Origin of the sequence: Enterovirga sp. CN4-39, from assembly GCF_049446235.1 — a bacterium.
In the GTDB taxonomy this organism is placed as follows: Bacteria; Pseudomonadota; Alphaproteobacteria; order Rhizobiales; family Beijerinckiaceae; genus Enterovirga.
The window spans coordinates 123,484-143,054 of record NZ_JBMSEF010000005.1 but is presented as its reverse complement, the minus strand read 5'-3'; the positions used below and the strand labels follow the sequence as shown (position 1 = coordinate 143,054).

Genomic DNA, 19,571 nt, shown 5'->3' with positions numbered 1-19,571 from the left:
ACTCGATATAGGATTATATGCTTACTTGTTGCCCGGATCCGCTCCTCCGAAGCCGCAGCATACATCTGGAACATATCATGAACAAGCGTCACCCGTCGAAACCCGCAGGCCTGTCCCGCATGGCAGAGCGGCTGCTCGCCGCGCTCGCCGAGCCGGACGCGATCGCCATTCCCGATCCGACCCGCGACGGCACGGTGATCGTCCGGGGAACGAGAGGCGGCGTGTCCGTCGGGCGCGGAGCCTACCCGGAGGGGGCCTGCCAGGAACTCGACCGCAACGACCTCGTCAGGCGCGGGGAGGGGCGGGCCTTCTGCCTGTCCGAAACGGGACGGCAGCACCTCCGGCGCGGCCAGGCGGCGCCGGACGACGCGTTCCGCGACCAGCACGCCGAGATCACGACGGAGGTCGTCATGGATGGGGAAGCTGGCTCCGGCGCCGTCGCGGTCAATACGGCCGAGAGCCCGCTGGACTGGCTGCGTCGTCGCAAGGACCGGGACGGTGCTCCCATGATCGACGCCGCCGCCTACGAGGCGGGCGAGCGCCTGCGGCGCGACCTGACCTTTGGAGGCATGATGCCCTCCGTCACCGCGCGCTGGGAGGGCGCGATCGGCTCGGGCGGCGGACCGCGTGATCCGGCAGGAGCCACCGATGCCATGATCGCCGCCCGCCAGCGGGTCCGCCACGCGCTGGCGGAGGTCGGGCAGGATTTCGCGGACCTGCTGCTCGACCTGTGCGGGTTCCTGAAGGGACTGGAGACGATCGAACGCGAGCGCCGCTGGCCGCCGCGCTCCGGCAAGGTCGTCGTGCGCCTCGCCTTGAGGCGCCTCGCCGAGCATTACGGGCTCGAGACCGAGGCGCGCGGCCCGGAGCGCTCGCGGGGCCTGAGGACCTGGGTCGCGGGAGAGGAAGTATCCGAGCGTGTCGCGGGCTTTTAGGCGAAGTCGGTTTCGGTAATGTCCATTCGCCCGTGCAGCACGCGTACGAGGAGGAGCGCGTCAGGCTCCACCTCGTAGAACAGGACGTAGGTGCCGGAAGGGATGCTTCTTAGGCTGGGGCGCAACTCGGTCCGCGGTCGCCCAGCAAAGGGATTGTCCAGCAGCATCATAAGGACTGTTTCAAATCGGTCGAGCAGCCGGTCCGCTGCCCTTTCGCTGTCGCGGGCGATGTACGACCAGATCGCAAGGAGATCCCGCCGCGCGGCGGGGGTCCGGAGGAGCTTACGCCTCACCGGGCCGGGTCTGGCCGGTCGAACGACGTGCGGCGCGAGCCTCCTGCTTCAAGCTTTCCATGTCGAGTTCGTCGGGGGCTCCGCTTTCGATGCCCTCTTCAATCTCCCGTCGCAACCGGTCGAGTTTCGCCTCCCGCCGCCGCTCCTGCTCCTGAAGAAGCCGCAAGCCGTGGCGAACGGCGTCGCTGGCGGAGCCGTAGCGGCCGGTCGCGACGAGCCGGTTCAACAACTCGTCGTAATGTGGACCAAGGGAGAAGCTGGAGGGCATGGTCGCTCTGCTGTCGAGAGAGGATATCGCTCCTAAGCCCAAGAGAGAAGCGCCTGACCCGTCAGGCCGCCGCGGCCACCCGTGCCGCCTCGCCCCGGATCCGGTCCACCATCGAGCGCAGGCCGTTGGAGCGCTTGCTCGTTATGTGCTGGCCGAGCCCGAGGTCGCGGAAGATCTGCAGGGCATCGTTCTGCAGGATCGTGCGGGCCGTCTGGCCCGAATAGAGCGACGCCAGGAAGGCGACGAGGCCCTTCGTGATGTGGGCGTCGCTGTCGGCCGCGATGGTGATCACGGCGTTCGCGCCCGCGCCGCTCGTCTGCATGTCCAGCCAGACCTTGCTCTGGCAACCGGGAACGAGCTTCTCCTCGGTATGCAGCTCCGCCGGCATCGGTGGCAGGAGCCGCCCGAGCTCGATCAGGTACTCGAACTGCTCGGTAGGGTCCTCGAGCAGTTCGAAATTGGAAACGATCTCGTCGAAGGCAGGAAGCATGGGCTCGGCGTCGATTGGGTATGTTTCATATAGGCGCGACGGCCGGGGGACGCGAGGCGCTCCCTCGCGCTAGGGAGACTTCGGCCGCGTGTCGCGCTAGGGGCGCCTCATGCGCCTCCTCCTCTTCATCGCCGCGTCGCTGCTGCTTCTCGCATCGCCCCCGAGCCGGGCGAGCGAGGAGGGGCGCCTGAGCGAATCCGAGATGCTGGCCTTTCTGGTTCAATGCATCGGGACCGGCCCGAACGGGTCGCCATCGATCGTGTCGCAGCCGGGGAGTTCCTGCCGAACCCCGCAGGAGGTGGCGTCGAAGCCCGATTGGCGCAAGCACGATTGGCCTGACCGCCGGGATCCGGCGGTCCAGCCTCTCGGGCACCAGGCGAGCGACTCGGTGCTCGACAGGGGCTTTCCCTTTCCCGCTGTCGTCCAAACCTTCGACTTCGGCGATGCGGGACGGCGCTTCGGGGTCAAGGACGAGGGCCGGGGCGGCGACGGCGGCGACGCGGTGGCCATCCTGAAGGGAGCAGCCTGGGTCTTCTTCACGGAAGATGGCGGAAACGGCCGCCAATGGTTCGTCGCCGAAGCCTGCCGGACGGCGCCCGGCCCGAATGCTGCGCACGAGAGCTGGCTCCTGTTCGACGACACCGTGACGCGCCATGGCTGGCGCGACCGTCTTGCCCGCTTGCGGATCACGCGCTCGCCCGACGAATGTCCGGACCGCTTCAGCAACGCCTACACGCGGTTCCGGCGCGCTACGATCCCGGTGCCTTACCGGGCCGTTACGGGATCCCAGCCGGTTCGAACTGGAACCTGGAAGGTCGATTCCGTCGTCTCGGACCATTTCGGCGGCCGCAGCATCGAGAGCGCGGACCATCTCGAGCGGTTCTATTTCGGACGCGGGCTCGGCAAGTATCGCTGGGAGCGCTGGGAGGAACTGTCCCGTTCTCGCCAGCCGGACGTTCCCGAGCGGGCGCGCACGATCGCCGAATCCGGCCGCTGCATGCCGCTGCCCTATTCCGATCCGCCGGGCCCGGGCTGGGTGATGATCGATTGCCGGACCTGGACCAACCTCGTCCGCCAGCGCGCGAACTGGAGCGCGTCAGAGCTCGGCTGGCCCGGCACGGCCGTCGATGCCATCCGCCGGGGAGCAGGCCGGCCCCACTCCCCTTGACGGCCGCGCTCCGGTGAATTGTAGTCGGATGCCTGGGGATCGCGATCTCCCCACGAGGCGACATGCCCAAGCATCGCGTCCGCCTTTTCTGAAGGACGCACGCGCATGGCCTCCACCAGCAGCATCTCGTCATCCAAGCTCGCCCGGCTGATCGGCCGCCCGGATTGCCCTGACCTCGTCGACGTTCGCACGGACGAGGATTTCGCGGCCGATCCGCGCCTCGTCCCAGGCTGCGTCCGCCGCCCCTATGACCAGGTCGAGGATTGGCTCGATGGGATCCGCGGCTCGCGCGTGATCGTCATCTGCCAGCGGGGCCTGAAGTTGTCCGAGGGCGTTGCCGCCTGGCTTCGCCACCACGGGATGGAGGCCGAAATCCTCGAAGGAGGAACGGAGGCCTGGGGGGCTTCAGGGCAGCCCGCCGTGCCCGAAGCGAAGCTGCCGCGGCGCGATCAGGCCGGTCGCACCGTCTGGGTGACGCGCTCCCGGCCGAAGATCGACCGCATCGCATGCCCGTGGCTGATCAGGCGCTTCGTCGATCCGCAGGCGGCGTTCCTGTTCGTGAGCCCGCCGGAAGTGCAGTCGGTTGCGGAGCGGTTCGGCGCGACGCCGTTCGACATCGACGCCAAGAACGTGTTCTGGACGCATAGGGGAGAGCTGTGCAGCTTCGACGTCTTCGTCGAAGAGCTCGGGCTCGGGACTGAACCGATGTTGCGGCTGGCGACCATCGTGCGGGGTGCAGACACGGCGCGGCCTGACCTCGCGCCGGAATGCGCCGGCCTGCTTGCAGCCTCCCTTGGCCTCTCGCGCATGTATGCCGAGGACCTCGCCCAACTCGAGGCGGGGATGGGCCTCTACGACGCCTTCTACCGTTGGTGCCGCGACGCCGTGGATGAAACTCACAACTGGCCGGCGCGCCAGCCGACCGGGCAGGTCGCGGCATGAGCGGATCGGTAGCCATGGAGCGCGAAGCGGAGAGCGGGGCGCTCGGCCCCGCTCACGGCGTCCCGTTCCGGGAGGCGGTGCGCGTCTGGGCGAGGATCGCGCTCCTCTCCTTCGGCGGACCGGCTGGGCAGATCGCGCTCATGCACCGCGTCCTGGTGGACGAGAAGCGCTGGATCGGCGAGGTCAGGTTCCTCCATGCGCTGAACTTCTGCATGCTGCTGCCGGGGCCGGAAGCGCAGCAGCTCGCGACCTATATCGGCTGGCTGCTCCATCGCACGAAGGGCGGGTTGGTGGCGGGCGGGTTGTTCGTCCTGCCCGGCCTCGTGTCGATCATGGCGCTGAGCATCATGTATGTCGCGCTCGGCAGCGTTCCGGCCGTCGCGGCGCTGTTCTTCGGGCTGAAGGCCGCGGTCCTCGCCATCGTCCTCCAGGCGATCGTCCGGATCGGGTCCCGCGCGCTCAAGAACGGCGTCATGCTCGCGATCGCCGCCATGTCCTTCGTGGCGATCTTCGCGCTGGACGTGCCGTTCCCGGCGATCGTGCTGGGCGCCGGAGCGATCGGCTACTTCGGCGGCCGGATCGGGCTGAAGGCCTTCCTCGGCGGTGCTGGCCACGGCTCGGCCGCCGCGGGCGCGGTCCTTGCGGATGCCGAGTCCGCGCTCGGGGAGGGCACGCCGGCCCACGCGCGCCCCAACCTCGGATGGGCCCTGCGCATCGGGGCCGCCTTCCTGGCGCTCTGGCTCGTGCCAGTGGCGGCGCTTCTGCTCTTCCTCGGCACGGACGATGTCTTCAGCCAGATCGCCGTCTTTTTCTCCAAGATGGCGGTCGTGACCTTCGGCGGTGCCTACGCGGTGCTTGCCTATGTCGCGCAGGCCGCCGTGGAAACCTATGGCTGGCTGAAGCCGGGCGAGATGCTGGATGGGCTCGGCCTCGCGGAAACAACGCCCGGCCCGCTGATCATGGTGACGCAGTTCGTCGGATTCCTGGGGGCCTTCCGAGCGCCGGGGAACCTCAATCCCTATGCTGCCGGGATACTGGGCGGCATCCTGACGACGTGGGTCACCTTCGCGCCCTGCTTCCTGTGGATCTTCCTCGGCGCGCCCTATGTGGAGGCGCTTCGCCACAACAAGCCGCTTTCGGCGGGGCTGGCCGCCATCACGGCCGCGGTGGTCGGCGTGATCCTCAACCTCGCGATCTGGTTCGCGCTGGAAACGATCTTCCTGGAGAGGCGGGCGGTGGCGACGCCGTTCGGCTCCATCGACCTGCCCGTCCTCGCCAGCGTGAACTGGGCGGCTCTCGCCCTGTCGGTGGCCGCGACGGTCGCGGCGCTTCGCTTCAAGGTCGGCGTCCTGTCCCTGGTGACCGGCGGCGCCGCGGCCGGTCTCGTCTATCACCTCGTGACCGGACGGCTCTGAGGATCAGGGCCGGGCTGCGGGGCTCACGCCGGTTCCCCCTTGCCGGCCGACGATCCTGTGCGCCTGGTCGAGGCCGTCCCTGGCGACCTTTGCGCCGCCCGCCGCGATCGCCGCCTCGACTGCTTCGGCAGGCATGGCCGCAATGCCCTTCTGAAGGAGAGACGCGAAGGGCTGAGCGGAAGGATTGTCGAGGGTAGGGGCGGCCATCCGCTGATCCGGACGGCTCCTGTCGCGCTCGGGCGAAAGGAGGAAGATGGTTGTTATGGCTGCAATCGCAGCAATCACCCGAAGCATCTTCTCGAATACCTGCCCTGTTGTAACCAGATCATTTCCGTTCGCTAAAGAAATGGTAGCTTTTTTGGATCGCCGCAGGTACGATTAATGGCCGGTTAAGCGCATAAGCTAGCGCCGAAGCAGATCCGATTCGGCGTCTCTCCTTAGCTTTCATTTAAGCTCGGGAGCGCATGGTCCCCTCATGAGTGCCAGAGGGCGCGGCCAACGCGCGAACAGTTTGGGACGCACCGAGTTGAGCTCCGCCCTGCGGACGCCCTCCTGGGGCGCCGTGCAAGCTTCGACGGCCGGCGGAACGCGCCGGCTGAACGACTTCATTCTGAGTCGCCTGATCACGGGCGCCGTCGGGCTCGCATGCCTGTCGCCTTACCTCGCCTGGCGAGGCACGTCGTCCACTCTCGACGCCGTGCTTGCGCTCGGGCTCGTCGCGCCGCTTGGGGCGGCCTATCTCGCCAATCGCTTCCACCGCCTCGATATCGCCTATGCGGTCTCGGCCGCCGGGGCGGCGGCGCTGGTGCTGTGCGTCTTCGCCGGAGGCGGACCTCTGGCCTGGCCGGCGGCGGTCTGCCTTGCCGCTCAGCCCCTGGAGGCGCTGGCCGCAGGAGAGCGCCGGAACGCCCTCGTGGCGGCGCTCGTCTCCGCGCTGGCCTGCCTGGTGGTCGCGGGCGGCATCCCGAGCGCACTTTCCTCCCAGCCGGAAGTCCTTCCCGCGGGGTTCGCCCTGCTGTTCCTGCTGGCCGGAACCATCGTGGAGGGCGGCCTTCGCGTCTTCCGTTCAGGCTCCGAATCCGCCCCCGCGGTCCACGCCCCGACCGATGACGAGGAATCGGCGCTGCGCGAGAGCTTCGGCGATCTCGTCACCTTCCATGACCGGCAGGGCGACGTGCTCAAGGCGACCGGTGCGGCCGGCACGCTCGCGGGCCGCCCCGCTTCGGCCCTTCTCGGGTCTGGGCTCTTCGGCCAGGTCCACATCCCCGATCGGCCGGCCTACCTGAAGGCGCTCGGCGATGCCGCTGCGGGCCTGGGCCCGGTCGCGGTCGAGTTCCGCCTCGCGATCACGTCCGAGCGCGAGCCGATGCGCCTCGTCTGGGTGGAGATGCGCGCCCATGCCGTGAAGCGGGCGGGCGACCCCGGCGCGGTCGTCGCCGTGATGCGCGACGCCTCGGCCAGCCGGCGTCATGCGGAAGAGCTCGACGCGGCGAGGCTCGCGGCCGTGCAGGCTTCCGAGATGAAGGGCCGCTTCCTTGCGACGGTGAGCCACGAACTCCGCACGCCGCTCAATGCGATCATCGGCTTCTCGGAGCTTCTCTCGGCCGAGCACCCCTACCTGATGGGCGAGGAGCGGCGGAAGGAATACGCGACGATCATCAAGAACTCGGGGCACCACCTGCTCGAGGTCGTGAATACGCTCCTCGACATGTCGAAGATCGAGTCGGGGAACTTCACCGTCTCGCCCGAGCCGTTCAGCATCACGGACCTCGCGAACGGGTGCTGCGACCTGATGGCGCTGAAGGCCGAGCAGGGGAAGGTGCGCCTGGAGCGCCGCCTCGCCGCGGGCCTGCCGGAGCTCGTCGCCGACCGGCGCGCCTGCCGCCAGATCCTGATCAACCTCCTGTCCAACGCCGTGAAGTTCACGCCCGCCGGCGGCAGCGTGACCCTGACCATCGCGCGTGACGGCGACCACGTCGTCCTCAGCGTCGCGGACGACGGGATCGGCATCCGCGAGGCGGACCTCCCGCGGCTCGGCGACCCCTTCTTCCAGGCCGGCGACCTGCATCGCCGCCCGCACGAGGGGACCGGCCTCGGCCTCTCCGTCGTGCGCGGCCTCGTCGGGCTGCATCACGGCTCCATGTCGATCGAGAGCGGCCCCGGCGCCGGCACGGTGGTCACGGTCGCGCTCCCGCTTGCGGGCGAGATCGAGACCCGGCAGATGCGTCCCGTCGCGGTGCGGACGGCCGTTCGGCTGCCCCCGCGTCTGGTAGAGAGGAAGATCGCTTGAGCAAGGACCGAGTCAGCCCTCAGACCGCAAGGCCTGGGTCTGGACGGACGATCTCCCGCGAGCGTGCTTCGGCTTCGTCGCGCGTCGAGCGGATTGCTGCGCCGGTCCTGCGTTTCGCCGCCAAGCGGCCGGGTTTCGTGCTCGGCGCCGCGGTGCTCCTCGCGACGACGAGCGCGATCGGCTGGAACGCGCTCAGCCAGGGTGGCCGCCATCCCGCGCCCCTGTTCAAGCCGAAGGCGCCCGGCCAGGCGGAAGCCCCGCGCCGGATGGAGACGGCCGCCTTCCAGCAGCCCGTGGCCATTCCCGTCCCGGTCCCGCGTCCCGATCCGACCACCGTCGGCTCGGTGGCGCCGCCTCCTGCACCGCCGCCGGCCGCAAAGCCCGCAGCAACCCCCGCGGACCCGATCGGGAGCCTGATCCGCGGCGGCGAGGCGAGCGCCCGCCCCGCCGAGATCCGCCCCGACCCGCGCGTCATGGCCGTGCAGAAGGCGCTGACGAAGCTCGGCTACGGCCCGCTGAAGGCCGACGGCCTCCTCGGATCGGGCACGCGGCAGGCGCTCGAGCGCTTCGAGCGCGACAACAGCCTGCCGATCACGGGCGGGCTCGGAATCCGCACGACCCGCCAGCTCGCTTCCGTCTCCGGCACGCAGATCGAGTAGGAGCGCGCGCCGTGAGCCGCATCCGCTCCGATTTCTGGGTGTCGGCCCATCTGCGGCGCTGCGCGCTGGAGGGCATCGATGCCGTCCTGCGGCGCCGGGGCTCGGAAGAGGCCGGCGCGATCTATCTCAGCATCGACCGGCTCGACGGCACCGCCGACCTGCTCGGCCCCGCGCCGCAATCGCTCGTGCCGGAGGGGGAGGTGGATCGCCTGTTCGCCCTCGTGCTCGCCAACCGTACGCCGCTCGAGATCGAAGAGCGGATGCAGCGCGAGATCAGGTTCGATCCAGACCTCTGGTGGATTTCGATCGATGATCGGCAGGGCCGCTCGCTGGTCGAGCCGGTGAGCGCCGGGCCGGCTCCGTAGCCGAGGCTGCGCGGGCGCCATCGGCGGCGGCTTCCCGCTTCGGGCTTTTGGCCGGGCGGGTTCGCCGCGGCTTCGGCTCGGCGCCGAGGATCCGCATAGCGGCCGCGCGCGGGGTGGTCCGGCAGATCTGCCGCAACCGAAACACCCGCGGCACCGATCCGGCGATCCGCGGATCGACCGTGAGGAGGATGCGCACGCATTCCTCCAGCCGCAGTCCCACCCCGACCAGCGCCAGCGCGAAGAGCTCCGCTTCGACGAGGTCGTCCAGTCCCGAGCTCGGCGGAGACGCAAGGCCGAGCGCAGCACCAAGCTCCCCGCAGAGCCCGGCAACGTCGCCATCCGCGGCGGCTGCGAGCAAGCGCTCGCGCCGCCTCTCCGTGAGCGGCGGCAGGCTCGGGGCATCGACGGCGGTGGCGGAGACGAGCTCCTCCCGGATGCGGTCGCGTTCGGCGGGATCGGCCGCAAACCGGAAAAGGGCTCCGCGGTCCGGAGCCGACAGGTCGGGCCGCGCGAGAAGCGCCTGGGCGAGCTCCCGGTCCTGCAATGCCTGCCCGACCAGGGCGTGACGCTGGTGGGCATCGAGCGGCTCGCCCGTTTCGGCGGACGGCACGGTCGGGGGCGCGACGTCCGCGGGGGGCTCGTCCTCGGCCGCCGCATCAGCCGAGCGGGCCTGGCGGCGCTCCGCCAGGAGCTGAAGCACGCGGGGCGGCGCCTCGGGCACCTGCTTCAGCATGGCGGCGACGTCGGCCACGACATCGTCCGGGACGAGCGGGATCAGCCCGAGAGCCAGGGCTTCGTAGGTCTGCACCGCGCGCCGGTCGCGAGTTGGGCTCGAGACGAACTCGCGTGTGTGGAGAGTCAGCAGAACCGGGCGCAGCTCGCGGTCGCCAGCGCGTGCGAGCATCGCCAGGCCTGCCAGATCGGATTGATGCAGGCTCGACATCGACGGCTCGGCGGCTGACCTCCTTATAGGTTCGGCAACCTTACCGACCTCCTAACCGGCCGTGCGCGCTCGCACGTTCAAGCCCGTGGAAACGGGTCATTAACCATAAACGCGGTCAAACGCGCCAAACGACTCGGGGGAGGGCGGCATGCCGCTTCCACAGACGATACCTGCCGGAAAGATCATTCCTCTGCCGACGCGCGGCGAGCGGGCAAGCCAGCGGATCCTGCGCGACGACGCGGAGCGGGGGCGCATCCTGCTCTTCACGGGCGTGCGCTACGAGCGCATGGTCGAGGACGCCGACGAGAGCGTGGCCGAACTCTCCGGCCGTCCTCGCCGCGACCACGACATCCTGTCCTGAGAACGAGGGTGTCGGCCGGACGGGGCGCATCCGCGCTTCTGCTGCCTCGGGCCTGCGGGGTGCTGCTCGGGGCGTTGGCTCTCGCCGGCTGCGTGGAGCGCGGCGATTTCGGCCGCGTGAAACAGAATTCGGCCTGGAACGATCTCCTCCAGGCGACGGGGTCGGTCGCCGCAGCGGGCCGCGGCGAGCCGGTCTCTCCCTACGGCTACACGGACGACGAACGCGAGTTCCGTAACCGCGCCTGGCGCTTCCTCGTGCCGGCGCACGATTTCGCCTGGTTCGAGCGGGCGCTCGCGGACCTTGCCGCAAAACGGGTGCTGCCACCCGGGGCCGGCGCGGGGGATCCGACGATCTACCATCGGGCGCTTCTCTCGGACGGGGCGATCTCGCCGGCGTCGCGTTATCGGCGGCTATCCGACGATGCAGCCGCCGATGCGCGGCTCCTGCCCAAGCTGCTGGACGTGGCCTCGCGGGTGTTCACGGCCGATGCCGTGCGGCTGAAGACGCTTAACCATGCGGTCGCGATCAGCCCGGCGGATATCGCGAACGCGGAGGCCCGCGTCGCGGAGAACCGCTGCCTCCTCGCCTGGGTGGCTTTCGGGCTCGAGCAGCGCATCATCGAGTACCGCTATGCGCTGGAGCATCTCGTGATCGAGACGCCTCAGTCCGATGCGGTCCCGGCAGAGCGCTCGCTGACCTTCCTCGAGAGCCGGCGGGCGCTTCTCGCCCGGTTCGATGTGCCGCCGCTCCTCGGCCCGCCCTGCAGCCGTGCGGGAAGCGTCCAGCCCGCGATCGAAGCCGCACCCGAACCGGCACCGCCCCTGGTGCTGAAGGGCTGAGAGGCGCATTGCCGCGGTCCCGCCTATATGAGGCTCTATGAGCCGCCGCTCCTCCCAGAAATCCGGTCCCATGAGTCTTCCAGCCGACACGGCAGAGGCGCCTTTCTGGCGCACCAAAACGCTCGAGGAGATGAGCAGCGCCGAGTGGGAGAGCCTCTGCGACGGGTGCGGCCGCTGCTGCCTCGTGAAGCTCGAGGACGAGGACTCGGCCGAGATCCACTACACGGATGTCGGCTGCACGCTCCTCGACGGGACGAGCTGCCGCTGCCGCTCCTACGCGACGAGGCAGGAGATCGTGCCCGATTGCGTCCGGCTCACGCCCGAGACCGTGCGCTCGATCCGCTGGCTTCCGCCGACCTGCGCCTATCGGCTCGTCGCCGAGGGGCGGGACCTCTATTGGTGGCATCCGCTCGTCTCCGGCGATCCGGAGACGCCGCATATCGCCGGCGTCACGGTCCGCGACCGCCTCGCCGGGCCGGAGGAAGATTTCGAGGAGGAATATCTCTTCGAGCAGATCGTGGAATGGCCGGCCGAGGCGCCGATCGAGCCGTTATCGGCCCGGGCGCGACGCCGAAGCGGCCGGAACTGAGTCACTTCGGCCACGTTTCCCCGAGGTGACGCGCCCGCCCCGCGGGCGCAGAGAAATTCACTCTTCCGGGAGACGACCATGGGTCTGTTCACGTCACCGATCAAGACGTTCGATGATCTGTATCTGCACACGCTGCAGGACATCTATTACGCCGAGCAGCAAATCACGAAAGGTCTGACCGAGATGATCGGCAAGGCCGAGAATACTGCTCTCAAGCAGGCCTTCCAGAAGCATCTCGGCGAGACCGAGCAGCAGATCAAGCGGCTGGAGGATGCCTTCCAGATTCTCGGCAAGCCGGCCAAGGGCGCGACCTGCCCGGCCATCGACGGCATCATCAAGGAAGCGCGCGAGATCATCTCCGATTGCGACGACCATGAGGTTCGCGACGCCGCGATGCTGGCCGCCGCGCAGGCCGTCGAGCATTACGAGATCACTCGCTACGGCACGCTCGTGTCATGGTCGAACCAGCTCGGGCGAAAGGACGTGGCCGCCCTGCTCGAGAAGACCTTGAACGAGGAGAAGGCCACCGACGAGAAGCTAACCAAGCTCGGCGAATCTCGGGTGAACAAGAAGGCTGCCTGACAGCAGCCGGGATGGAGAGACCAGCGGCGGCCGAAAGGCCGCCGTTTTCTTTTGCGCGGCGCCGGCAGCGACCGGGTTAACTATGCTCAATTTCGCATGAAACCGGACGGAGATTCCAGAGTTGCCTAGTCCAGAAGCTTGGCCATTCGCCACGAGGGCAACATGACGCTTGGAACCATCCTCCTCATCATCCTCATCCTGCTGCTGATCGGCGCGATACCGAGCTGGCCCTATTCGCGTGGGTGGGGCTACTACCCGTCAGGCGGTATCGGACTTCTCCTGATCATCGTGCTGATCCTGCTGCTCTTGGGACGCCTCTGATCGGGAGCTGCCGGCGGCCGGTTTAGGTCTATGAAAATAGTCCTTGACACCGGCGCGCTCCCGGGCTAGGGTCGGCCCACGCTGAGGAATTGCGCCGAGAACATCGGTCGCGGCGCGGCCCACCCGGGCCGAAAAACTCGGCGGACCAACACGATCTGATTTGGACGCGGCTGGAGCCATCTCCGGCCGCGTTTTCGTTTGGAGGGCGCGATGCCGCGATTGCGGAGGATCGGAGCGGCCGAGATCGAACTCGGCCGGATCGGCTATTGCGATCTCGCGCGCGATCCGCACGACGTCGCCGCCGCGCTCGAGATCAATATTTCGACGCTCTACAGCTGGGCCCGCAAGTACAGGTGGCCGCCCCGGCGGATGCAGCGCCAATCGGCTATCAGGCCCGATTTCGTGCGGCCCGATCCGGCCGAGATCGCGAACGCGGGGGTGGCCGGCCAACTCGCGAGGCTGGAGCGCCTGGCGAGCCAGAGCATCGCCGCCCTGGAGGGGGCGGCCGCGTCCGGGCAGGCCACGGATCCCGAACGGGTTGCCCGTGCCCTCGCAACCCATGTCCGCACGCAGGCCCAACTGAACAAGCTGCAATCGGAACGGCATGAGGAGCCCGCAGATGCTGACGAGCCGCCCCCGCGCACGCTCGCCGAACTCCGCGACGAGCTTCGTGAGCATTTTGCGCGGATCCAGGACGAGGAAGAGGGCTGACGCTTTCGTCGACAGGCTGACGCGGGCCGAAACCGAGGAGATCCTCGCGCACTGGCCGATCTACTGCCGCCCTTCGCAGCGCCCGCCGGAGAGCTGGGGTGATCCCCGCGCCTGGTCGGCCTGGCTGGTTCTCGGCGGACGCGGCGCCGGCAAGACTCGGACCGGCGCCGAATGGGTTTGCGGCGTGGCGCATGGCGAGCCCGGCTTCGCGGAGCCGAAGGTGGGCCGGATCGCGCTCGTCGGCGAGACCCTCGCGGCCGTGCGCGACGTGATGATCGAAGGGCCGGCCGGGATCATGTCGCTCTGTCGCAAGGGGAGGCGGTCTCCACCGACCTGGTACCCCGCCTTGCGGCGCCTCGAATGGGAGAACGGCGCGGTCGCCCATGCCTTCTCGTCGGAGGATCCGGACTCGCTGCGCGGACCGCAATTCGGCGCGGCCTGGTGCGACGAACTCGCGAAATGGCGCTATCCGACGGAGACCTGGGACATGCTGCAATTCGGGCTGCGCCTCGGTGCGGCGCCGCGCGAGGTCGTCACCACGACGCCGCGCCCGCTGCCCCTGATGAAGCGGCTGCTCGCCGATCCGCAGGTGATCGTCAGCCGCTCCCGGACGATGGACAACGCAAAGCACCTCGCGCCCTCCTTCCTGGACACGATCGTCGGCCGCTATGCGGGAACGCGCCTCGGGCGCCAGGAACTCGACGGCGAGCTCATCGAGGAGCGCGAGGATGCGCTCTGGTCGCGCGAGAGGATCGAGACCTTGCGGGTGGATGCCGCGCCGGCCCTCGTCCGCATCGTGGTCGCGGTGGATCCGCCGGCCTCGTCCGGTGCCCGTGCCGATGCGTGCGGGATCGTGGTTGCCGGCGTGGATTCGGCCGGTCACGGCTACGTGCTCGCCGATGCCAGTCTCGAAGCCGCGCGCCCGACCGACTGGGCCGAGAAGGCGATCGCCGCCTACCGGCGCTGGAGCGCGGACGCGCTCGTCGCCGAAGCAAACCAGGGCGGCGAGATGGTGCGCGCCGTCCTCGCGCAGGTCGATCCCGGCGTCCCGATCACGACGGTCCATGCGAGCCGGGGCAAGTATGTGCGGGCGGAGCCGGTGGCGGTGCTCTACGACCAGGGGAGGGTGCACCATGTCGGCGCCTTTCCGCAGCTGGAAGACGAACTCTGCGATTTCGGCCCCGGCGGCCTGTCCTCCAACCGCTCCCCCGACCGCCTCGACGCGCTCGTCTGGGCGGTGAGCCACCTGATGCTGTCAGGCGGGGAGCCCAGGGTGAGGGTGCTCTAGATGCCGAATCTTTTTTCACGCTTCTTCGGGCGCGCGCCCGAAGAGAAGGCCTCGCGTGCGCCGCTGCCGGCGCATGGCGGCGGGGTTGCGTTCTATCTTGGCGGGCGGGCGGCTTGGACGAGCCGCGACTACGCGGCGCTCGCCCGCGAAGGGTTCGGGCGCAATGCGGTCGTGCATCGCGCCGTGCGCCTGGTGGCCGAAGCGGCCGCCGCGATCCCGCTCGACCTCATGCAGGACGGAAGGGCGTTGGCCCGGCATCCGCTGCTGGACCTGCTCGGGCGCCCCAACCCGCGCGAGGCAGGAACGCGCTGGCTCGAGAGCCTCTATGGGCATCTTCTCGTCTCCGGAAACGCCTATCTCGAGGCAGTCGCTGTCGAGGGCCGGCCGCGCGAGCTCTATGCGCTTCGCCCGGACAGGATGCGGGTGGTGCCGGGTCCCGACGGCTGGCCGGCCGCCTACGAGTACCGGGTCGGGAGCAGCACCGTCAGGTTCGACCAGGCGGGCGAGGTTCCGCCGATCCTGCACCTGACCCTGTTTCACCCGCTCGACGATCATTACGGCCTGTCGCCCATGGAAGCGGCCGCGGTGCCGCTCGACATCCACAATGCGGCGGGCGCCTGGAACAAGGCGCTGCTCGACAATGCGGCACGGCCCTCCGGGGCGCTCGTCTTCGCCGGGCCGACCGGTACGGCGCTGACCGATACGCAGTTCGACCGGCTGAGGAGCGAGCTCGAGGCGAACTACCAGGGCGCCGCGAATGCCGGACGGCCGCTGCTGCTCGATGGCGGGCTCGACTGGAAGCCGCTCTCGCTGACGCCGAAGGACATGGATTTCGTGGAGGCGAAGAACGGCGCGGCGCGTGAGATCGCGCTCGCCTTCGGCGTGCCGCCGCTGCTGCTGGGCCTGCCCGGCGACAACACGCATGCGAACTATGCCGAGGCGAACCGCGCCTTCTACCGCCAGACCGTGATCCCGCTCGCGAGGCGGACGGCCGAGGCGGTCGTGCAATGGCTCGGGCCGGCCTTCGGCGCGGGGCTGAGGCTCGAGCCCGACCTCGATGCGATCGAGGCGCTGGCGCCCGAGCGCGAGTCGCTGTGGCGACGGGTGAACGCGGCATCATTCCTCTCGGAGGACGAGAAGCGCGCCGCCGTCGGCTACGGCGCCAGGGGAGGCGGCACATGAGCGCGAACGGGGACAGCACCACGCATTTCGCCGCCCTGCAGGAACGGGTCCACGGCCTCGGCCAGCAGTTCCTGCAGTTCGAGCAGACCACGACCCGGGCCTTCCAGCAGGTTGAATCCGCCCTCGCGGCGCTCTCGGCCGAGGTGCGGGCGGGCGGCAAGACGCAATGGCAGACGATCGTGACCTCCGTGGGCGTCATCGTCGCGATCCTCGGGGCTCTCGGCGGCCTCGCCTACCTGCCGGTGAAGAACGGCATGGAGGCGCTGGGTGCCGAGCTCCGCATTCTCCGCGAGGCCGTGGTGCCGCGGGCGGAGCAGGCCGAGCGCTGGCGGCGCACCGACGAGGACATCAAGGCGCTCCAATCCGAGCTGCGCCGCACCGAGACGCGGTTCGTCGGCCGGTCCGAATACGACGAGAGGTGGCGCTGTCGTGAGAACAAATAGCGAACTAAAGCCCGACCTGGAGGTGAAGCTGCTTCCCCGCGAGCTGCGCCGCGTCGGCGCGGACGGCGTCATCGAGGGCTATGCGAGCCTGTTCGGGATATCCGATCTCGGCCGCGACGTGGTCGAGCGCGGCGCCTTCCGCGACAGCCTCGCCCGGCGCGGCGCCGGCGGGGTCCGGATGCTCTGGCAGCACGATCCGGGCGAGCCGGTCGGCACCTGGCTGTCGATCCGCGAGGATGCTCGCGGTCTACTCGTCCGCGGGCGGCTGAACCTCGCCGTCCGGCGTGCGCGGGAGATCGCGGCGCTGATCGGGGAGGGCGCCCTCGACGGCCTTTCCATCGGCTTTCGCGTGGTCGAGGCCGCGAAGGGCGCCGGCGGCATCCGCCGGCTGCTCAAGCTCGACCTCTGGGAGATCTCGGTCGTCACCTTCCCGATGCTGCCGGGCGCCCGGCTCGGGACCGTGAAGGGCGCTCCCGCCTCCCTGGCGCACTCAATCCGCCGCGCCTCCGCGCGGCTGTCTCGTCCCGCAACCCCGTGAGGAACCCGATGAATCTGCTCAGCCATGCACCCGAGACGAAATCCGCCGGCGGAGGCGACGTCGCCGCCGCCTTCGAGGATTTCGCCCGCACCTTCGACGCGTTCAGATCGGCCAATGACGAGCGCCTCGCCGAGATCGAGACGCGGCTCTCCGCCGACATCGTCACCGAGGAGAAGCTCGCCCGCATCGACACCGCGCTCGACGAGGCGAAGCGACGGCTCGACCGGGTGCAGCTCGAGCGCGGGCGTCCGGCGCTCGGCGCCTCATCCGACCAGGCGCGCAATGCCGGCCTCGCCGAGCACAAGGCGGCGTTCGACCTCTATGTCCGGGCGGGGGAAGCCTCCGGCTTGAAACGCCTGGAGGAGAAGGCGCTCTCCGCCGGCTCGGGGCCGGATGGGGGCTACCTCGTGCCGGAGAACGTCGAGAAGGAGGTGCTGACCCGCCTCGCCAACCTGTCGCCGATCCGGGCGATCTCGTCGGTTCGGACGATCTCCAGCGGCCTCTACAAGCGCGCCTTCTCGACGGCCGGCCCGGCCTCCGGCTGGGTCGGCGAGGCTGCATCACGGCCGCAGACGGCCTCGCCCAACCTCGCCGAGCTCGCCTTCCCGGCCATGGAACTCTACGCCATGCCGGCCGCGACGCAGACGCTTCTCGACGACGCGGTTGTCGACATCGACGCCTGGCTCGCCGCGGAGGTAGAGACGGTCTTCGCCGAGCAGGAGGGCCTCGCCTTCGTCAAGGGCGACGGCGTGAACAGGCCTAAAGGCTTCGTGGCTGCCCCGACGGTCGCGGATGCGAGCTGGAGCTGGGGAAATATCGGCTATGTCGCGAGCGGAACCGCCGGCGCCTTCCCGACGGAGAATCCGGCCGATGTGCTGATCGACCTGATCTATGCGCTGAAAGTCGGCTACCGGCAGAACGCGGTCTTCGTGATGAACCGCAAGACGCAGAGCGTCATGCGCAAGTTCCGGGACGAATCGGGCGCCTATATGTGGCAGCCGCCCGCGACGGCAGGGCAGCCGGCGACCTTCATGTCCTTCCCGGTCGTCGAGGCGGAGGACATGCCGGACATTGCCGCAAACTCGTTCTCCGTGGCGTTCGGCGATTTCCGGCGCGGTTACCTGGTGGTGGACCGGGCGGGGATCCGCGTCCTGCGCGATCCCTATTCGGCCAAGCCCTATGTCCTGTTCTACACGACCAAGAGGGTCGGCGGCGGCGTGCAGGACTATGCTGCGATCAAGCTGCTGAAGTTCGCTGCGAGCTGACGCCGCGAGCCGTCAGCGCATCGACCAGTCGAACGTGTTGGTGCGCGGGCGCGAGGCCCAGCCGATCGTCTGCTCGCCGTTCAGCCGACGCAGGTCCTGCGCGCGGGCGGTGATCCACTCTCCGTGCTCCGAGACAGGCGTGACGGCCGTCAGGCCGCCGCAGGCGGTCGGGGTGCGGGAGTGGAGCGCGCCGGAGGACCAGCTCACGATGCCAAGGAGCTGGTAACCGCCCGGCCCGTTCCGGACGATCGGTCCGCCGGAATCGCCCCGGCAGGCGCCGGCCCCGGTCGTTTCGGCAAGCCGACGCTGGTCGGCCACGACGACGACCCGGTTCGCAGCCTGCAGCGTTCCGAGGGACACCAGGCGTGTCGCCCGGAGCACCCGGGCCGAGCCCTTGGCGGCCTCGGCGGACAGGCCGAACCCCGCAAGGTCCACCATCTCGCCCTCGCTGAGACCATAGGAGCGAGCCGGATCGAGCGGGGCGAAGTCCGGACCGAGGTTCTCTCCGAGCTTCAGGATAGCAAGATCGATCCCCGGCTGCGTGCGCGGGGTCGTGCCGGGGATGAAGGAGGGATGCAAAGCCGCCGCAACGGCCCGGATGCTGCGTTTCCGAAACCGCCGGTCCACCGTCACCACCCGGTAGGCGGCCCGCTGGAGCACGCAATGCGCCGCGGTCAGAATGAGGTCCGGCCCGATGACGGCCCCCGAGCAGAGCTCGCCGTTCGAGCTTTCGATGAGGACGACCGATCGGCGCAATCCGTTCGGATCTTTGACGACCTGCCCGCCCGTGACCGCGGCGGCAGGAAAGGGCGCGAGCGAGAGCGCCGCGGCAATGAGGCAGCCACGAAGAAGGCGGTTCATGGGGGGCAATCTGCCCGCGGCCGGCAACTTCGGCAAGCCGGCTACTCGGGTCAGCGCCACTCCGCCGCGCGGCCCCAGCCGGCGAGCGTGCGATCGATCCAGCCACGCTGCGGTCCGACGAGGATGCCCTGGCTCATCGTGCCGCAGCCGCCCTTGGCGTCGCCTGCGGCCCAACTCGTGAGCGCGGCGACCGCTCCGGTCGGCTCCGCCATGGGCCCACCGGAATCGCCTTCGCAGGCTCCGGTCCCGCGCTCGCCCGCCGCCCAGAGCAGGATGCTGCTGCGGCCGTAGGGCTCCACGACGGCAAGCTCGGCCGTGCGGAAGGTCCCGCTCGACCGGCCGTCGCCCACGCGGGCGACGCCGTAGCCGCCGAGCGTGACGGGCGCCCCCTTCGCGGGCGCGGAGGCCGTCAGCACTCCCGGGACGAAACGGCCCGGAAGGTCGGACGGCAGGCGCAGCAACGCCATGTCGATGGAGCGCCGGCGCTCAGCGACGGAGTTCGCGACGAATTGGGGGTGAATCGTGCGCGAGGCCGGCGGGACGAGGACCGGCTGGCCGTCGTCGCCGCGCCAATGCACGCGGAATTCGCCCCTGCCGGCGACGCAGTGAGCGGCCGTGAGGACGGCGTCCTGGGCGACCACCACGCCCGAGCAGACGCCTCCGCGCGAGTTCAGGACCATGATCGTGGAGCGGGCGAGGGGGCCTGAATTCTCCCTTCCTCCGACCACGGCATGGGCCGGTGGGAAACCGATCGCGAGCAGCGCGGCGACCGAGAGGGCCGCGCGACCGAGCCGCAATCGTGAATTGCTGATTTTCGGAGACA

The 19,571-nt window shown here is 69.5% G+C and carries 25 protein-coding genes; 18 read left to right on the top strand and 7 right to left on the bottom strand.

Going from position 1 to position 19,571, the window contains the following annotated elements; genetic code table 11:
- Positions 1-77: 77 nt before the first annotated feature.
- Positions 78-935 carry a DUF6456 domain-containing protein gene (locus ACO2SS_RS10790; protein ID WP_423277641.1) on the top strand — a complete coding sequence of 286 codons (858 nt, stop codon included), beginning with the start codon at positions 78-80 and terminating at the stop codon, positions 933-935.
- On the opposite strand, the gene ACO2SS_RS10785 is transcribed toward ACO2SS_RS10790, so the two are convergent.
- The 3 genes from ACO2SS_RS10785 to ACO2SS_RS10775 all read right to left on the bottom strand — a co-directional run bounded on the left by ACO2SS_RS10785 (position 932) and on the right by ACO2SS_RS10775 (position 1,986).
- The gene (locus tag ACO2SS_RS10785; protein WP_423277640.1) at positions 932-1,228 is read right to left on the bottom strand and encodes a type II toxin-antitoxin system RelE/ParE family toxin; all 297 of its coding nucleotides are present in this window, start codon (positions 1,226-1,228) and stop codon (positions 932-934) included. The two genes, ACO2SS_RS10790 and ACO2SS_RS10785, sit on opposite strands and share 4 nt — an antisense overlap.
- The gene (locus tag ACO2SS_RS10780) at positions 1,218-1,496 is read right to left on the bottom strand and encodes a type II toxin-antitoxin system ParD family antitoxin (RefSeq protein WP_423277639.1); all 279 of its coding nucleotides are present in this window, start codon (positions 1,494-1,496) and stop codon (positions 1,218-1,220) included. The genes ACO2SS_RS10785 and ACO2SS_RS10780 overlap by 11 nt, the downstream gene beginning before the upstream one ends.
- Before the next feature lie 61 nt (positions 1,497-1,557).
- Positions 1,558-1,986: a SufE family protein gene (locus ACO2SS_RS10775; RefSeq protein ID WP_423277638.1), complete on the bottom strand. Its 429-nt coding sequence runs from the start codon at positions 1,984-1,986 to the stop codon at positions 1,558-1,560.
- 109 nt (positions 1,987-2,095) lie between these two features.
- Between ACO2SS_RS10775 and ACO2SS_RS10770 the strand changes: the two genes are divergently transcribed.
- The 3 genes from ACO2SS_RS10770 (at position 2,096) to chrA (ending at position 5,511) form a co-directional block, all read left to right on the top strand.
- A complete protein-coding gene (locus ACO2SS_RS10770; RefSeq protein WP_423277637.1) occupies positions 2,096-3,154 on the top strand; it encodes a hypothetical protein in 1,059 nt (352 codons plus the stop codon).
- 105 nt (positions 3,155-3,259) lie between these two features.
- Positions 3,260-4,096: a chromate resistance protein ChrB domain-containing protein gene (locus tag ACO2SS_RS10765; RefSeq protein WP_423277636.1), complete on the top strand. Its 837-nt coding sequence runs from the start codon at positions 3,260-3,262 to the stop codon at positions 4,094-4,096.
- Positions 4,093-5,511, top strand: a complete 1,419-nt coding sequence (chrA, locus tag ACO2SS_RS10760) for a chromate efflux transporter (protein ID WP_423277635.1) — start codon at positions 4,093-4,095, stop codon at positions 5,509-5,511. Before ACO2SS_RS10765 ends, chrA begins: the two co-directional genes overlap by 4 nt.
- A gap of 3 nt (positions 5,512-5,514) precedes the next feature.
- On the opposite strand, the gene ACO2SS_RS10755 is transcribed toward chrA, so the two are convergent.
- Positions 5,515-5,718 carry a hypothetical protein gene (locus ACO2SS_RS10755; protein ID WP_423277634.1) on the bottom strand — a complete coding sequence of 68 codons (204 nt, stop codon included), beginning with the start codon at positions 5,716-5,718 and terminating at the stop codon, positions 5,515-5,517.
- Positions 5,719-6,037: 319 nt separating this feature from the next.
- Between ACO2SS_RS10755 and ACO2SS_RS10750 the strand changes: the two genes are divergently transcribed.
- From ACO2SS_RS10750 to ACO2SS_RS10740, 3 genes are read left to right on the top strand one after another with little or no spacing between them, the layout of a single operon-like run.
- Positions 6,038-7,801 carry an ATP-binding protein gene (locus tag ACO2SS_RS10750; RefSeq protein WP_423277633.1) on the top strand — a complete coding sequence of 588 codons (1,764 nt, stop codon included), beginning with the start codon at positions 6,038-6,040 and terminating at the stop codon, positions 7,799-7,801.
- Positions 7,798-8,460 (top strand): peptidoglycan-binding domain-containing protein, encoded by a 663-nt coding sequence (locus ACO2SS_RS10745; protein ID WP_423277632.1) that lies wholly within the window; start codon positions 7,798-7,800, stop codon positions 8,458-8,460. Before ACO2SS_RS10750 ends, ACO2SS_RS10745 begins: the two co-directional genes overlap by 4 nt.
- A gap of 11 nt (positions 8,461-8,471) precedes the next feature.
- Positions 8,472-8,825: a DUF1491 family protein gene (locus tag ACO2SS_RS10740; protein ID WP_423277631.1), complete on the top strand. Its 354-nt coding sequence runs from the start codon at positions 8,472-8,474 to the stop codon at positions 8,823-8,825.
- Here ACO2SS_RS10740 and ACO2SS_RS10735 read toward each other — a convergent pair.
- Positions 8,734-9,768: a hypothetical protein gene (locus tag ACO2SS_RS10735; RefSeq protein WP_423277630.1), complete on the bottom strand. Its 1,035-nt coding sequence runs from the start codon at positions 9,766-9,768 to the stop codon at positions 8,734-8,736. The genes ACO2SS_RS10740 and ACO2SS_RS10735 overlap by 92 nt on opposite strands.
- A gap of 148 nt (positions 9,769-9,916) precedes the next feature.
- On the opposite strand from ACO2SS_RS10735, the gene ACO2SS_RS10730 reads away from it, so the two are divergent.
- From ACO2SS_RS10730 to ACO2SS_RS10680, 11 genes are all read left to right on the top strand, one after another.
- Positions 9,917-10,129 carry a hypothetical protein gene (locus ACO2SS_RS10730; protein WP_423277629.1) on the top strand — a complete coding sequence of 71 codons (213 nt, stop codon included), beginning with the start codon at positions 9,917-9,919 and terminating at the stop codon, positions 10,127-10,129.
- 8 nt (positions 10,130-10,137) lie between these two features.
- Positions 10,138-10,968 (top strand): hypothetical protein, encoded by an 831-nt coding sequence (locus ACO2SS_RS10725; protein ID WP_423277628.1) that lies wholly within the window; start codon positions 10,138-10,140, stop codon positions 10,966-10,968.
- Between the two features lie 70 nt (positions 10,969-11,038).
- Positions 11,039-11,557: a YcgN family cysteine cluster protein gene (locus ACO2SS_RS10720; RefSeq protein WP_423277627.1), complete on the top strand. Its 519-nt coding sequence runs from the start codon at positions 11,039-11,041 to the stop codon at positions 11,555-11,557.
- Positions 11,558-11,635: 78 nt separating this feature from the next.
- A complete protein-coding gene (locus ACO2SS_RS10715; RefSeq protein WP_423277626.1) occupies positions 11,636-12,139 on the top strand; it encodes a ferritin-like domain-containing protein in 504 nt (167 codons plus the stop codon).
- A gap of 162 nt (positions 12,140-12,301) precedes the next feature.
- A complete protein-coding gene (locus ACO2SS_RS10710; protein WP_423277625.1) occupies positions 12,302-12,460 on the top strand; it encodes a DUF3309 family protein in 159 nt (52 codons plus the stop codon).
- Positions 12,461-12,670: 210 nt separating this feature from the next.
- On the top strand, positions 12,671-13,171 hold the full coding sequence (locus ACO2SS_RS10705) for a hypothetical protein (protein ID WP_423277624.1): 501 nt from the start codon (positions 12,671-12,673) through the stop codon (positions 13,169-13,171).
- Positions 13,140-14,459 (top strand): DNA-packaging protein, encoded by a 1,320-nt coding sequence (locus ACO2SS_RS10700; protein ID WP_423277822.1) that lies wholly within the window; start codon positions 13,140-13,142, stop codon positions 14,457-14,459. Before ACO2SS_RS10705 ends, ACO2SS_RS10700 begins: the two co-directional genes overlap by 32 nt.
- Entirely contained in the window at positions 14,460-15,641 is a 1,182-nt protein-coding gene (locus ACO2SS_RS10695) for a phage portal protein (protein ID WP_423277623.1), read from the top strand. It abuts the gene before it with no gap.
- A complete protein-coding gene (locus tag ACO2SS_RS10690) occupies positions 15,638-16,084 on the top strand; it encodes a hypothetical protein (protein ID WP_423277622.1) in 447 nt (148 codons plus the stop codon). Before ACO2SS_RS10695 ends, ACO2SS_RS10690 begins: the two co-directional genes overlap by 4 nt.
- Before the next feature lie 16 nt (positions 16,085-16,100).
- Complete coding sequence (locus ACO2SS_RS10685; protein WP_423277821.1) at positions 16,101-16,622, top strand: HK97 family phage prohead protease; 522 nt, start codon at positions 16,101-16,103, stop codon at positions 16,620-16,622.
- Between the two features lie 8 nt (positions 16,623-16,630).
- Positions 16,631-17,887: a phage major capsid protein gene (locus ACO2SS_RS10680; protein WP_423277621.1), complete on the top strand. Its 1,257-nt coding sequence runs from the start codon at positions 16,631-16,633 to the stop codon at positions 17,885-17,887.
- Between the two features lie 12 nt (positions 17,888-17,899).
- Here the strand turns inward: ACO2SS_RS10680 and ACO2SS_RS10675 are convergent, their stop codons facing one another.
- Entirely contained in the window at positions 17,900-18,748 is an 849-nt protein-coding gene (locus ACO2SS_RS10675) for a S1 family peptidase (protein ID WP_423277620.1), read from the bottom strand.
- A 50-nt stretch (positions 18,749-18,798) separates the two neighbouring features.
- On the bottom strand, positions 18,799-19,545 hold the full coding sequence (locus ACO2SS_RS10670) for a S1 family peptidase (protein WP_423277619.1): 747 nt from the start codon (positions 19,543-19,545) through the stop codon (positions 18,799-18,801).
- Positions 19,546-19,571: the final 26 nt, after the last annotated feature.

Coding starts and splice junctions, on each gene's coding strand:
- ACO2SS_RS10705 (WP_423277624.1), top strand. CDS start 12,671: ATGCCGCGATTGCGGAGGATCGGAGCGGCCGAGATCGAACTCGGCCGG.
- ACO2SS_RS10710 (WP_423277625.1), top strand. CDS start 12,302: ATGACGCTTGGAACCATCCTCCTCATCATCCTCATCCTGCTGCTGATC.
- ACO2SS_RS10790 (WP_423277641.1), top strand. CDS start 78: ATGAACAAGCGTCACCCGTCGAAACCCGCAGGCCTGTCCCGCATGGCA.
- ACO2SS_RS10770 (WP_423277637.1), top strand. CDS start 2,096: ATGCGCCTCCTCCTCTTCATCGCCGCGTCGCTGCTGCTTCTCGCATCG.
- ACO2SS_RS10765 (WP_423277636.1), top strand. CDS start 3,260: ATGGCCTCCACCAGCAGCATCTCGTCATCCAAGCTCGCCCGGCTGATC.
- ACO2SS_RS10730 (WP_423277629.1), top strand. CDS start 9,917: ATGCCGCTTCCACAGACGATACCTGCCGGAAAGATCATTCCTCTGCCG.
- ACO2SS_RS10680 (WP_423277621.1), top strand. CDS start 16,631: ATGAATCTGCTCAGCCATGCACCCGAGACGAAATCCGCCGGCGGAGGC.
- ACO2SS_RS10695 (WP_423277623.1), top strand. CDS start 14,460: ATGCCGAATCTTTTTTCACGCTTCTTCGGGCGCGCGCCCGAAGAGAAG.
- ACO2SS_RS10755 (WP_423277634.1), bottom strand. CDS start 5,718: ATGGCCGCCCCTACCCTCGACAATCCTTCCGCTCAGCCCTTCGCGTCT.
- ACO2SS_RS10690 (WP_423277622.1), top strand. CDS start 15,638: ATGAGCGCGAACGGGGACAGCACCACGCATTTCGCCGCCCTGCAGGAA.
- ACO2SS_RS10735 (WP_423277630.1), bottom strand. CDS start 9,768: ATGTCGAGCCTGCATCAATCCGATCTGGCAGGCCTGGCGATGCTCGCA.
- ACO2SS_RS10720 (WP_423277627.1), top strand. CDS start 11,039: ATGAGTCTTCCAGCCGACACGGCAGAGGCGCCTTTCTGGCGCACCAAA.
- ACO2SS_RS10775 (WP_423277638.1), bottom strand. CDS start 1,986: ATGCTTCCTGCCTTCGACGAGATCGTTTCCAATTTCGAACTGCTCGAG.
- ACO2SS_RS10715 (WP_423277626.1), top strand. CDS start 11,636: ATGGGTCTGTTCACGTCACCGATCAAGACGTTCGATGATCTGTATCTG.
- ACO2SS_RS10780 (WP_423277639.1), bottom strand. CDS start 1,496: ATGCCCTCCAGCTTCTCCCTTGGTCCACATTACGACGAGTTGTTGAAC.
- ACO2SS_RS10675 (WP_423277620.1), bottom strand. CDS start 18,748: ATGAACCGCCTTCTTCGTGGCTGCCTCATTGCCGCGGCGCTCTCGCTC.
- chrA (WP_423277635.1), top strand. CDS start 4,093: ATGAGCGGATCGGTAGCCATGGAGCGCGAAGCGGAGAGCGGGGCGCTC.